12 protein-coding genes are annotated in these 13,441 nt (G+C 49.0%); 4 read left to right on the forward strand and 8 right to left on the reverse strand.

What is annotated here, in order from left to right; all coding sequences use genetic code 11:
- On the reverse strand, nt 1–472 hold a 472-nt coding region (locus tag ACPXV9_RS15595), incomplete at its 3' end, for a hypothetical protein (protein WP_423898983.1).
- Between the two features lie 186 nt (nt 473–658).
- Between ACPXV9_RS15595 and ACPXV9_RS15600 the strand changes: the two genes are divergently transcribed.
- The 3 genes from ACPXV9_RS15600 to xthA all read left to right on the forward strand — a co-directional run bounded on the left by ACPXV9_RS15600 (nt 659) and on the right by xthA (nt 4,934).
- A complete protein-coding gene (locus ACPXV9_RS15600) occupies nt 659–1,897 on the forward strand; it encodes a methyltransferase (RefSeq protein WP_423898984.1) in 1,239 nt (412 codons plus the stop codon).
- A gap of 91 nt (nt 1,898–1,988) precedes the next feature.
- A complete protein-coding gene (locus tag ACPXV9_RS15605; protein ID WP_423898985.1) occupies nt 1,989–4,100 on the forward strand; it encodes a carboxy terminal-processing peptidase in 2,112 nt (703 codons plus the stop codon).
- Nucleotides 4,101–4,121: 21 nt separating this feature from the next.
- Nucleotides 4,122–4,934, forward strand: coding sequence for an exodeoxyribonuclease III (xthA, locus tag ACPXV9_RS15610; protein WP_423898986.1), 813 nt, complete (start codon nt 4,122–4,124; stop codon nt 4,932–4,934).
- 17 nt (nt 4,935–4,951) lie between these two features.
- Here xthA and ACPXV9_RS15615 read toward each other — a convergent pair whose 3' ends face one another.
- The 4 genes from ACPXV9_RS15615 to ACPXV9_RS15630 form a co-directional block, all read right to left on the reverse strand.
- Entirely contained in the window at nt 4,952–7,138 is a 2,187-nt protein-coding gene (locus ACPXV9_RS15615; protein ID WP_423898988.1) for a response regulator, read from the reverse strand.
- A 78-nt stretch (nt 7,139–7,216) separates the two neighbouring features.
- Complete coding sequence (locus tag ACPXV9_RS15620) at nt 7,217–7,414, reverse strand: DUF2788 domain-containing protein (RefSeq protein ID WP_423898990.1); 198 nt, start codon at nt 7,412–7,414, stop codon at nt 7,217–7,219.
- 113 nt (nt 7,415–7,527) lie between these two features.
- Nucleotides 7,528–8,454, reverse strand: coding sequence for an electron transfer flavoprotein subunit alpha/FixB family protein (locus ACPXV9_RS15625; protein ID WP_423898991.1), 927 nt, complete (start codon nt 8,452–8,454; stop codon nt 7,528–7,530).
- On the reverse strand, nt 8,454–9,203 hold the full coding sequence (locus tag ACPXV9_RS15630; RefSeq protein ID WP_423898993.1) for an electron transfer flavoprotein subunit beta/FixA family protein: 750 nt from the start codon (nt 9,201–9,203) through the stop codon (nt 8,454–8,456). Before ACPXV9_RS15630 ends, ACPXV9_RS15625 begins: the two co-directional genes overlap by 1 nt.
- Nucleotides 9,204–9,707: 504 nt before the next feature.
- Between ACPXV9_RS15630 and ACPXV9_RS15635 the strand changes: the two genes are divergently transcribed.
- Complete coding sequence (locus ACPXV9_RS15635) at nt 9,708–11,336, forward strand: electron transfer flavoprotein-ubiquinone oxidoreductase (protein ID WP_423898999.1); 1,629 nt, start codon at nt 9,708–9,710, stop codon at nt 11,334–11,336.
- A gap of 123 nt (nt 11,337–11,459) precedes the next feature.
- Here the strand turns inward: ACPXV9_RS15635 and ACPXV9_RS15640 are convergent, their stop codons facing one another.
- From ACPXV9_RS15640 to ACPXV9_RS15650, 3 genes are all read right to left on the reverse strand, one after another.
- On the reverse strand, nt 11,460–12,002 hold the full coding sequence (locus ACPXV9_RS15640; RefSeq protein WP_423898994.1) for a DUF1285 domain-containing protein: 543 nt from the start codon (nt 12,000–12,002) through the stop codon (nt 11,460–11,462).
- Nucleotides 12,003–12,010: 8 nt separating this feature from the next.
- The gene (locus ACPXV9_RS15645) at nt 12,011–12,619 is read right to left on the reverse strand and encodes a DUF4823 domain-containing protein (RefSeq protein WP_423898996.1); all 609 of its coding nucleotides are present in this window, start codon (nt 12,617–12,619) and stop codon (nt 12,011–12,013) included.
- Nucleotides 12,620–12,738: 119 nt separating this feature from the next.
- Complete coding sequence (locus tag ACPXV9_RS15650) at nt 12,739–13,374, reverse strand: TetR/AcrR family transcriptional regulator (RefSeq protein WP_423898997.1); 636 nt, start codon at nt 13,372–13,374, stop codon at nt 12,739–12,741.
- Between the last annotated feature and the right edge of the window lie 67 nt (nt 13,375–13,441).

Below are 13,441 nucleotides of genomic sequence, written 5' to 3' on the forward strand. Positions count from 1 at the left end.
AGTATGTGATCTTCAGGTGTGGTCGAGCGTATAACTCATTGCCATAGCTGTAGCCTGAGACAGCTCCAATCTGCAGGTCGTCCAGCTGCTGCCAGTAACTAACCAGGCGACGATCTTTGCGGGTGAAAATATGAACAATTTTTTGATCGATGGCTTCAGTCCGGCATGCTTCATCAGGCATGAATTCAACCAATTCTGGGAAGTATCCCGTTATGTTTCTGCTTAGGAAATTGTGCTGGATTCGTCTGGTGGGCTGTAATTCAAGTTGCACGTCCAAATCCAACAAGCCAACGATCTCCTTAAATTGCTTGATGTATTTGCCGCTGGTTTTGTTTTCTACATAGCCTGGGACGAAGTATGTGCCAATGATTACTCGGTCGTCGTTCGCGGAGGCCAAAAGATGATACGGCAAAAGGAAAATCAGCAAGAACAGTTTTAATGCGGTGTCATAGATCAGACGGTTGCTGCTCATAACAATAAAATTGGGCCATCTGTTTAGTTAATGTCAGGTTCGATTTATAGCAATCTGCCCTCTACATTACAATATGATGTTTCGCATAATGTATATTATGTTAAATTGTAAATATTATTATCTTCCTAGTGTTAAGACCACCATCCCTTTTGCTTACTCAGGAACAAATGCCGATATAATGGCGTCATGGATTTACATACCCCCTTTCAATTGATTAATGGTTATTTGATCCGTTATCAGCCGTTATTCCAATACAGGCCGTTTCGCTCTTTAGCTAGTGGACGGGTTTCCTATCCGGATGCTTTTGATGCTTTGTTTAAGAGCCTACAAAGGATGACGGTGCAGCAATTGCAGTGTTGTGAGTCAAACCCGAAGGCTTTTGATGCTCTTTTAGCCGACATTGAGCCGGGGTTGCTGGATCTGTACATACAAATCCGTCAATTTGACCAGTCCCTTAGGCAAGATGATTGCGAATCGCCTGCCAATCTGACGGTTGATCGCTTTTTCCATACCGGCATACCCGGCCGCAAATGGCAGCAAATTAAGGCTTTTGCTGCACAGGTTGATACTGTTGAGCCGATTCTGGATTGGTGTTCGGGTAAAGGCCATTTGGCCAGGTTGCTGGCGGTATCGCAGCAGGTTGAAGTTGATTGCCTGGAGTTTGATCAGGGCTTGTGTGATGCCGGTGCAAAAATGGCTATGGATCAAGAATTACCCCTGAGCTTTCATTGTCATGATGTGCTCAAGCCCCTGCCAGCTGCGTTGCACCAGAAGGCACATTACAGCACTGCCTTGCACGCTTGTGGAAACTTGCACCTGGCGGTTATACAGCACGCAGTTAAGCATTCAATAAGTGGATTAAGCGTATCCCCTTGCTGTTATCACAAAGTGCCTGAACAAGTTTATATGCCCCTTTCTGCCATTGGCAAAAACTCGGGATTGCAGCTTACCCGTGATGATTTGGCGTTGTCTGTGGCTGAGACCGTGACCGGAGGTAACCGAGACCGCCTTGCACGGGAAAAAGAGCGCCTTTGGCGCCTGGGCTTTGACTTGCTGCAAAGGCAGGTCCGCGGTGTGGATGAGTATCTTGCGGTACCTTCAGTTCCCAAATCCCGTCTGGCTGGTGATTTTCAGTCGTTCTGTGACTGGTGCTTTACCAAGAAAGGCGTTGCAGCGCCCTCTTCTTCAATAGCTGTCGAAAGGTATTTAGAGCAGGCCCAGACAGTATTAATCGACATTCGAAAGTTTGAATTGATTCATCAGCCTTTCAAGCGCGCTATTGAGTTGTGGTTAATCCTTGATCGTTGCCTGTACTTACAGGATAACGGTTTCAAGGTTGGGTTGACGGCCTTTTGTGATCGACAATTAACGCCCAGGAATCTGTTAATTAACGCCCAGCGCCACCAGCATAGCCCTGCAATATAGCGGTTTAACCCCATATTAAGTGCGTCTCATATTTGACCTTTGTGTTATATTCGATACGTATAATAAAGAAACGTTTTACGTTGGACTTTCCATGCGAAAATTACTATTGCCTATGGTTTTACCTCTGGCATTGTCTGTTGCTTCACCTTTCTCATTTGGCAGTGCTCAGGAGCCCTCTTCAATCAGTTTTGACGCGGATCACGCACAAACAACCCGTGATATCGTTGAGTACCTGTCAAAGGCCCACTATGGCAAAAAGAATTTTGACGACGCCCTTTCCGGTCAGTATCTGGATAACTTACTGACCACACTGGATCCTAATAAATATTATTTCTTTGCCTCTGACATTGCCTCATTTGAACTCTATCGAACCCAGTTTGATGACCTGATGTCAGGTGGCAATCTTGATAAGCCATTGGAAATCATCCAGTTGTACTTTAAGCGAACTTCCGAGCGTTTGGAGCAAGCGATTGAGCTGCTTGAGTCTGACGATTTCCAGTTTGATTACGAGCGACAGGAATCCATAGGTTTCGAAGAGGATAGCCGTAGCTGGGCTGAGACTGAAGCGATCATGGATGACTACTGGCGTAAAAGGCTTAAGTTCAACGTCTTGAATCTGGTGTTGTCTGGCGACACCCAGCAGGAAGCTCGCGAAGCCATCACCAAGCGTTATCGCAATCAGCTGCAGCGATTGGAACAGCAGAGTACAGAAGATGTGTATGAGATTTTGATCAATGCTCTGGCAGAACTCTATGACCCTCATACCAGTTATATGGCACCGAGAACCCAGGAAGCTTTCAATATCAATATGTCCCTTTCCCTTGAGGGAATTGGCGCGGTATTACAGATGGATGAAGGCTATACCAAAGTTGTTCGCCTGATTAAGGCCGGCCCTGCCGATAAAACCGGTGAGCTGATGCCCGCAGATCGCATTGTGGCTGTCGGCCAGGGCTCCAGCGGTGAAATGGTTGATGTGATTGGCTGGCGTCTGGACGATGTAGTTGATCTGATACGCGGTCCCAAAAATACCGTGGTGCGACTGAAGCTGAAGCCGGCAAACAATATTGGCTCTGAAGATTTCAAAACAATTGCCATCACCCGGGGTAAGGTCAAGCTCGAAGAGCAGTCCGCACAAAAAGCGGTATTCGATCTGGTTGATGATCAGGGTGAATTGCACAAAGTGGGTGTAATACATATTCCCGCTTTTTATGTGGATTTCGAGGCTTACCGCCGTAAGGACCCTAATTTTAAGAGTACAACCCGGGATGTTTTCCGTTTATTACAGGAATTGGATCAGGAAAACATCGATGGTCTGATTGTCGATCTGAGGGATAACGGGGGCGGCTCATTGCAAGAGGCGGCAACCCTGACGGATCTGTTTATAGATCAGGGCCCGGTAGTTCAAATTCGTCAAAGTAATAATCGAATCCTGAGAAATTATACCTCTCGATTGCCCGCAGTTTACCGAGGGCCACTGGTTGTTCTGACCAATCGTCTGAGTGCCTCGGCTTCGGAAATCTTTGCCGGCGCTATTCAGGACTATCAGCGTGGTTTAATCGTCGGCACCCAGTCCTTTGGTAAGGGAACGGTTCAGGCGTTGGTTGGTGTGCATGAGGGGCAGCTGAAAATTACCGAGTCAAAATTCTACCGGGTATCCGGCGAAAGCACTCAGCATCGTGGTGTGATTCCGGATATTCTCTACCCGGCCCTGATTAATGCTGATGACGTGGGTGAAAGCAGCTATGAGACTGCCCTGCCCTGGGATCAGATTCACCCGGTTAATCATCGCGCGTATTTTAACATCGATGCGGTTCTGCCCGTGTTGCGTTCCAAACATGAGCAGCGAAAAATTGATGATCCAGATCTGGCTTTCCTGGTCCGGCAGTCACAACTGCTGCAGGAAAACAGGCAGGAGAAACAGATTTCTCTCAATCTTAAGCAGCGCCAACAGGAGCGTGCAGAGGCCGAATCTGAAGCACTGGCAAGCGAAAATCAACGTCGCCAAGGTAAAGGACAGCAGCCGTTCACCTCTCTCGAGCAATGGCGTGAAGACTCCAAGGCATCGGAAGAAGGTAGTGACTCTCCCTATCTGGACAATGCCATCTCGATTGATGAGGATCCCTTGCTATCAGAATCTGGTTACATCTTGCTTGACTGGCTCAACCTGAGTGACGGCAAGCGTGTGGCCCAACATTCAAAATAATATCTTATCTCTGGACTGTTAATGAAAGCCGTATCCTTTAATGTAAACAGCGTTCGTATGCGCCTGCATCAGCTGGCTGCTGTGGTTGAGAATCACTCCCCGGATTTTATTGGACTACAGGAGACGAAAGTCACTGACGAAGATTTCCCGGTGGATGCCATTAGGGAGCTTGGTTATGAGGTGGTTTTTCACGGCCAAAAAACCCACTATGGTGTTGCCCTGCTCTGTCGGACTCCGATCATTAGCTCGTTTAAAGGCTTCCCCGGTGATGATGTGGATGCTCAGCGACGAGTGGTCGGTGCCACTTGCGAATCGCCCTACGGTGGTGAGATAACCGTGATTAATGGTTATTTCCCTCAGGGTGAAAGCCGCGACCATCCCACCAAATTCCCCAATAAACGTAAATTCTACGCTGATCTCTACGACTACCTGAATCAAAACCACAGCCCCGATGAACAGATTCTGGTGATGGGGGATATGAATATCTCTCCCGAGGATATCGATATTGGCATTGGGCCTGATAATCAGAAACGCTGGTTGCGTACCGGCAAGTGCAGCTTCTTGCCCGAAGAGCGTGAATGGCTTGATAACCTTAAAGCCTGGGGCTTCGAGGATACCTTCAGACGTATTCACCCCGAGCGTAATGACCTTTTCAGCTGGTTTGATTACCGCAGCAAAGGGTTTGAGCGCGAACCCAAACGGGGTCTGCGCATTGATTTGATTCTGGCAACAGCCAGTTTGGCGGAGCGATGCAAAGACGCCAGCATCGACTACGATGTCAGGGCCATGGACAAACCCTCTGACCACGCTCCTATATGGTCAGAATTCAGCTAGGTACAGCAGGGGCAGGTTTACCTGCCCAGCCACCGAATGAGTCTTGCTTCCAGATCTTCGTAGCGCACCGGTTTAGCTAAGTAGTCGTCCATGCCTGCTGCAAAACAGGAGGCTTTGTCGCTGTCTTCTGTATGGGCTGTCATTGCCACGATGGGAATGTGGCGGCCTTCTTTCCCCTGTTTTTGTTCCAGCTCACGGATGGCCCGGGTGGCATCAAAACCGTCCATCTCGGGCATTTGGCAATCCATAAAAATAATGTCAATGCTCTTCTCTTCGACTATTTTGAGTGCCTCAAAACCGTTGCTGGCCAGATTAACGCCATAACCAAGTTTTTTAAGCATGCCTTCGGCTACCAGTTGATTGACCCTGTGATCGTCAACCAGGAGGGCTTCTTTGCCCTCGCCCATCTGGTGAAAATGCTCTTCGCTGGAGCACTGGCTCAACGGCTTTTGAAACAGCATATGGCACAGCAGTTCATGAATTCGAGAGCCGATTACCGGACGGTACAGATTGGCAATTTTGCTGTTGTTGGCGATCAATTGTGTCAGCTCGGAGTTGTCATCATCCGAATGACGGAGCAGGAAAATCTGATTAAGTGACTGATGCAGATCGTCGTAAAGCAGGCCCTGTGAAAAATCCAGCAGCTCCGGTGTGGTTCGTAAATTTTGAATCATTAACACGCTGAATGGGTGTTCGCTGTTGCCAGCATCATCCAGACGCAGCTGTGCCTTTTCGATTGAGTAGACGGTTTCAATTGAAATGCCCCAGCTCTCCACTTCCTTGAGCCAGTAGGTGTCGATTTCTTTGTCCGTGAGCAGCAGAGCTCGCTGACCATGGAGTTTTAGAAGGCTTCGTACCAGCGATGGCTGAGTATTGGAGACTTCAAGAGGTAATCTGACCAGATATTGCCGCTCATTGTGCTCGGTAACCCCTGTTTCCAGTGAGCCTGACATGCACTCTACCAGACCTTTGCATAGGGCCAACCATAAGCTCGAATCAGATGCCGACACCTTTGAGGTGGAGTGGTTGTCGGTTATTTCGGTACCGCTGAAGTATTGATCAATAATTTGAAATTCGAGGTATCCGGAGCTTTCCCCGGTACGCTCGAATTGTACCTTGGTAGTAATGTGGCCATGCTCTGAGAGCTTAATGCAATTGCTGACCAGATTATTAAACACCTGCCCAACCCGTTTCATATCGCCATTGACGCGTAGCGGTAGCTCACTGGTGAGCTGATAATCGAGCTCAACGCATTGCTGATGTGCTTCAGTGCTAAGTTCACTTACCCACTGCTCAATGCGGGTGCGCAGGTTGAAAATGCTGTTTTCCAGAACCAGATTACGACTGTTGATTTTGGCAAAGTCGACCACGTTATTGACCAGATCCAGCTGGCTCTCACCGGCTTTCTCCGCCAGCTTAAGTAGGTCCTGTTGCTCTTTGGTGAGCTTGCTGTCGGTCAATAGGGTCAATCCACCCAGGATGTCATTGAGGGACGCTCGAAACTCCCGGCCAAGGCCACTGAGAAATTCAGCGTTTAGATCGACCGATGCGTTTACGTTGCGTTTCTCTGCCTCCAGTACCTTGGTTCTTTGAGTCAGAGCGTAGTTGGCTTCCAGCCTCTGCCAGTAGTTGTCATGCAGGGTGTCGACCTGTTGGTGCAGCATGATGTAGAAAATGAACATCATCACGCTGTACATATAGCCGTCAAACCCACCCATCCAAAGGGCCGCAAGGGTCGGCGGGATAATTGAAATAAATTGGTACACCCGGCTGAATTTTTTATAGGGTGACAGTGAGCTGGTCACGGTCGCCTGAAATATCACGGTATACAGCCACAGAATGGGGGTTTCCCCCACCATGCCAAGGGTCAGAGTGACGGAGATCAGGATGACGCTCCACCAGGCGGCCCCCAGCAAAGTGAAGGCAAAATAAAGATTACGCCAGCGCTGTGGACCCTTGGCGTAAATAGGTTCAAATCTGAGCAGGAAGAAAGCCCGAACTACACAGATGATGAAGAAACCTACCGTCAGAATTACTGCCAGTCGTGGCTCCATGACGCGCAGATAGCCGTAGGCCAGACAAATGGTGTAGGCGATCAGGGCAAATACAATGCCACGCCGACTGTACTTGGCCAGCCTTGCGTCACTTTCTCTCAGGATGTTGCGGTCGCGCTGAACTTTACTGGACGGACTAAACAGCTGCATGCCTTTCCCTTGACGATTTTTTTGTCATTATAGTTTGCTGTCACACAGCCATCACTGATGACAGCAGAGTCAATTGCCCTAGAGGACAAATTCAATCAGTACGGTCTTGATAATAAAGCCCAACAGGCAAAGTCCCAGCACCAGAAACAGGATAAAGGTACCAAAGCGCCCTGCTTTTGATTCCTTGGCCAGATCCCAGACAATAAATACCATAAACAGAATCAGGCCGCCGACACCAATGTACATGGACCATTCTTCAAAGATTTCAATATCCATCAAATTTCCTTTAACCACAGGAATAGTGCCTGTTTTATCAGGCGGGTACAAAAAAGCCGGCTAAATAGCCGGCTTTATCTCCGAAACAGCGTTCGGATGGAATCAACAAGCGATTAAAGCTTGCCTTCCAACTCTGGTACCGCATCAAACAGATCGGCAACCAGACCATAATCAGCAACCTGGAAGATAGGTGCTTCTTCGTCTTTGTTGATGGCAACAATGACTTTACTGTCTTTCATACCAGCCAGATGCTGAATAGCACCGGAGATACCTACAGCAATGTACAGCTCAGGAGCAACGATCTTACCGGTTTGACCAACCTGCATGTCATTAGGTACGAAGCCCGCATCAACAGCGGCACGAGATGCACCAACCGCAGCGCCCAGCTTATCGGCTACCTTGTACAGCATTTCGAAGTTGTCGCCATTCTGCATGCCACGGCCACCGGAAATAACAACCTTGGCAGCGGTCAGCTCTGGGCGATCACTTACAGCTAGTTCTTCACCAACAAAGGCGGATACACCGGCGTCTTGGCCAGCGGCGTCTTCGATAGCGGCAGAACCACCTTCGGCAGCAACGGGATCAAACGCAGTACCACGAACGGTGATTACTTTGATGGCGTCAGAGCTCTGAACGGTAGCGATAACGTTACCGGCGTATACTGGACGCTTAAAGGTGTCGGCACCTTCAACAGAGATGATGTCCGAAATGGCTTGAACGTCCAGCAGAGCGGCAGCGCGAGGAGCGATGTTTTTACCGTTGGAAGTCGCAGGAGCCAGAATGTGGGTGTAGTTCTTACCCAGCTCGGCAACCAGCAGGGATACGTTTTCAGCCAGTTGATTGGCAAAAGCGGCATCGTCAGCTTTGATTACCTTGCTAACGCCTTCAGCAGCAGCAGCGGCAGTAGCAGCGCCACCACAGTCGCTACCAGCAACCAGTACGTCAATATCGCCACCAATGGCTTTGGCCGCCGCAATGGTGTTCAGAGTAGCACCCTTGAGGCTGGCGTTGTCGTGTTCAGCAATTACTAAAATGCTCATTAGATTACCTTCGCCTCGTTTTTCAGTTTGTCTACCAGTTCTGCAATGTCGGCAACCTTGATGCCCGCTTGACGCTCGGCAGGTGGCTCAACTTTCAGAGTTTGAACGCGTGGAGTCACATCAACACCCAGATCTTCTGGAGAGGTGGTGTCCAGAGGCTTCTTCTTGGCTTTCATGATGTTAGGCAGAGAAGCGTAACGTGGCTCGTTCAGACGCAGGTCGGTGGTAACAATCGCTGGCAGGTTCAATGCAACAGTCTGCAGACCACCATCAATTTCACGGGTTACGTTAACCTTGCCATCTTCAATGGCAACTTCTGAAGCGAAGGTACCCTGAGGCATGCCAGTCAGAGCGCCAAGCATCTGGCCAGTCTGATTGTTGTCGCCGTCGATGGACTGCTTGCCCATGATGATCATGTCTGGGCTTTCTTTTTCAACGATGGCTTTCAGGCACTTGGCAACAGCCAGTGGCTGCAGCTCGGCATCGGTTTCAACCAGGATGCCACGATCGGCGCCCAGAGCCATAGCGGTACGAATTTGTTCTTGAGACTGCTTAGGTCCCATTGATACGGCTACGATTTCGGTAGCGGTGCCCTTCTCTTTCAGGCGAACTGCTTCTTCAACAGCAATTTCACAGAAAGGGTTGATGGACATCTTGGCGTTGGCGATATCAACGTCGGTGCCGTCAGACTTCGGACGAACCTTAACGTTGTAGTCAACCACACGTTTAACTGCAACAAGAATCTTCATGGGTATTCCATTCGCTTAATCTAATTGGGGTTGAACGCCAGACTTATCTAAAAAGATAAATGGCATGGCGTTTCCAACGCCCGAAACGCTTGTTAGTTACCCTTCTTTCAGGGGGACACGCTTTCAGGCGGCCGATATGTTGCCGTTTTCGACCTGCAAAATCAATACTTCATTTATAAAGTCAGACCCATTCATGCGTTGTCTGGCGGCTTCGGGGCTATTAACGTCATTGCTAGAAGTGTTTGTATTTGCTGTATTTTTGTACATTTTCAAACGCTTGCTTGACATAATGCAACAAGATCCTTGTTCTGCCGTGCCAAAGCGTCTATTAGACATTGGTACAAGCTATGATGTGTCTATATAATGGCGCCCACAAAATTGTCCCTGCTATTTGGGGGGTATAAAAAATTAGATCCTGTAAGTTTTGTTTTTTCGTAAAGAAAAACTTACGGAACACCTATTTTTAGAGCTAGATGAGGAGTGATACCTGTGGAACGTGAATTTATGGAATACGATGTGGTCATCGTTGGTGCAGGCCCTTCCGGCCTGGCAGCGGCGTGCCGTATTCGTCAGTTAAATGAAGAGCTCAGTGTTGTTGTTGTAGAAAAAGGCTCCGAGGTTGGCGCGCATATCCTCTCTGGCGCGGTGTTCGAGCCCAAGGCTCTGAACGAACTCTTCCCAGACTGGAAAGAGAAAGGCGCCCCCCTGAATACCGCTGTTAAAGGCGATGACATTTATTACCTGAAGAATGCTGAGGCGGGACAGAAGGTACCAGGTTTGCTGGTACCAAAAACCATGCACAACGAAGGTAACTACATTATCAGTCTGGGCAATCTCTGCCGCTGGCTGGCTGAGCAGGCGGAAGCGCTGGGTGTTGATATTTATCCCGGGTTTGCGGCGTCAGAAATTATCTATAACGAAGATGGCAGCGTTAAAGGTATTGCTACCGGTGATATGGGTATCGGCATGAATGGCGAGCAAAAAGACTCCTACATGCCGGGCATGGAGCTGCACGGTAAATACACCCTGTTTGCTGAAGGTTGTCGTGGCCACTTGGGCAAGCAACTGATTTCCAAATTCAATCTGGATGAAGGTAAAGAGCCTCAGCACTACGGCATTGGCATCAAAGAAATCTGGAAAATCCCTGCTGAGCAGCATCAGGAAGGTCTGGTAGTTCATACGGCTGGCTGGCCTCTGGCTGAAAACGGCGCTGCCGGTGGTAGTTTCCTGTATCACATTGAGGACAATCAGGTGGTTTGTGGTCTGATTACCGATCTGTCCTACACCAATCCTCACTTGAGTCCATTTGACGAGTTCCAGCGCTACAAGCACCACCCAGTGGTCAAACAGTATCTGGAAGGCGGTGAGCGCACTTCTTATGGTGCTCGCGCTATTGCCAAAGGTGGAATCCAATCTCAACCGAAGATGCACTTCCCCGGTGGTTTGTTGATCGGCTGTGACGCCGGTACTCTCAACTTTGCCAAGATCAAAGGCTCTCACACCGCCATGAAGTCAGGCATGATTGCGGCGGAAAGTGTTGTAGAGGCCATTACCAACGGTCACACCAGTACCGATCTGTCTGAATTTGGTGAAGCTTACAAGGCCTCCTGGGCCTATCAGGAGCTGTACGATCAGCGCAACTTTGGCCCAGCTCAGCACAAATGGGGTAACCTGGTTGGCTCTGCATACGCCTTTATTGATATCAATCTGTTTAACGGCAAGCTGCCATGGACCCTGTCTGATCCAAAACCGGATCATGAACAACTGAAACCTGCTTCTGAGTGTCCGAAAATCAGCTACCCGAAACCCGATGGCAAGCTGAGCTTTGACAAGCTGTCTTCCGTGTTCCTGTCGAACACCAACCATGAAGAGGATCAGCCCTGTCATCTGACGCTTAAAGATGCCGAGGTTCCTGTTAAGACCAATCTCGCGATCTACGATGAGCCTGCCCAGCGCTACTGCCCTGCTGGCGTGTATGAGATCGTTGAAAGTGAAGAAACTGGAGACAAGCGACTGCAGATTAATGCACAGAACTGTGTGCACTGTAAGACCTGTGACATCAAAGATCCTACCCAGAACATCGTGTGGGTAACTCCGGAAGGAACTGGCGGTCCAAACTACCCAAATATGTAATCATATTAATGGGTTGCAAGCCTTTCTTAATGTCGGGAAGGCGCAAAAAAAGGAGCCAGACGGCTCCTTTTTTTTATGAATTTATGGGCTTATGGATGCCGCAGCAGAGAGTTGATGAGGTGATCAGTAGCTGCCCAGACTGAACGAACAGTTGCCGCTTTTAACCATCAGTTGCTCAGTTCCGTCAGCGGCAACAACTGTTTCGGCATTATTGATCAGGTCATAGAATACCGAGCGCCCGATCAGGGCTTGGAACCCTCTTTGCACTATGGCTATTGGCAGCGGTTGCCCATCATCGGCTTGGGTCACGAAAATCGGATGCTGATCGTCAACGACGATGTCATTCCCGATGTTGGTCGTCAAAACCAGTTGCCCGTCTTTGTGATTGGCTGCAATGACTGTAAAAGGGGCAATATCCACCTGAATGCGCCACTTCTCCACCGGTGTAACCAGATAATAATCATTCCCTTCGTATTTCAGTATGCTTGAGAACATTTTGACCAGCGACTGCCGCTTAATCTGGCTTCCCTGATAATACCAGCGCCCCTCTCGATCAATGCGCATATCGAGATCACCGCTCAGCTCAGGATTCCATTGATCAACCGGTGGGAGCTTGTTTTCGAACTCCTGTTGCAAACGGGAGGCTGTTTCGATCAGTGATTCCATGAGAAAACCTAGGGTGAGACTCTAACGAGGCTTTGTGCATAAGCCTGAAACGAGTCAGCAAAAAGGTCAGAGGGATTTGAGCGTTCAAAAGACGCCAAACCGCTGCGGGCGCGTAAGTGAGTAACGTCGATCAGCTTACCCGTTTGACTGTCATAGAGCTTCATCAGCATTTCGATCCGATCAAAGCCAAGTTGGTCATAGTTATCGTTAAAGTCCTCGTCGATTTCCACAAAGCTGCTCAGCTTGTTGGAATATCCAGCCAGTTGTGGATAGACGACATAACGGGCCTGTAGTGCCTGGGCAGTGTATATGGCTCGATCCAGACTGACTTCGTCGTTGGGGTATTGAACATTAATGAAATAACGGTTCATGGCCTGCCCCAGCTCTGCGGTCATTTTCCGGCGTAATGGGATCGACCAGGGGCCGCCAGGAAAAGCCACATAAATGCTAGCGCTGTTGGGGATGACCCATTGGCGGGTGCTGTACAGCTCAGGGGTGTCAATGATGTAACTGTCCTGAAGCCCCTGCTTTACCAGGCTTTTTGTGTAATCAGCGGTACAGGCTGGCAGAGTAATGACGACAGCGAGCAAAAACTGCAGCTTTATTAGTTTGGGCATGAACGTCTCATATTAATTGCTGTAAAGGCCTGCTTATTAGCAAGTCAGGCACAAATACTACCGGATAATAATGACTGTGTCGGCTGCCTGAGACGTTAATTTAGGGCTGCTTTCGAGGCTTAGTGCTTGGCAAGATTTGGGTCGATGCCGATATGAACCCCTACATCCTGAATAAACTTCAGCAAGCCATCAAAGTCGTCAACCACGCTCTGGCAGTAGGGATTGTCATAGAGCTCAACCGCGCCCTGTGTGAGAGCCCAGTAGGTCATGTAGTAATAATATGGTGGGGCCTCGCGCAAGCGCCCCTCTTCGATTCGACGAGCAAAAGACTGATTGATTTTATCCAGTGCTTTCTTTCTTACGGCATCCAATTCCTGGCGCTTCTCTACTTCCTCATTATTTGCAACCAATCGCTCTTCAAGGCGCTGAAACAGTCTGGCTTTTACCGGATCCTGGACGCGATGAGAGAAATAGGCTCTTGCCGGTGCGTTGTAATCACCGCCCTCGGCCTCTTCAATGGCTTTTTCAAGCTTTTCCTTCAGGCCATTTTCGTAATCAAACAACAGGCGGATGTATATTTCAGTTTTGGAGGTAAAGTGTTTGTAGATGGTGCCCTTGCCAATATCGACTTTCATCGCTATCTGCTCTACGGTGACTTTGTCCTCACCCTGCTCTATCAATAATTCCAGGGCGGCATCCAGAATGGCTTGCTCTCGCTGACGAAATTGCTGGACTTTTAATTTGGCTTTATCCATTACACCCTCAAATTGAGGTGGTCAAGCAAACCTGTACACCCCAGTTAAGCAACTTTTTTCATCGCCA

This window comes from Candidatus Pelagadaptatus aseana (genome assembly GCF_040362265.1).
Classification (GTDB): Bacteria; Pseudomonadota; Gammaproteobacteria; order Pseudomonadales; family Cellvibrionaceae; genus Pelagadaptatus; species Pelagadaptatus aseana.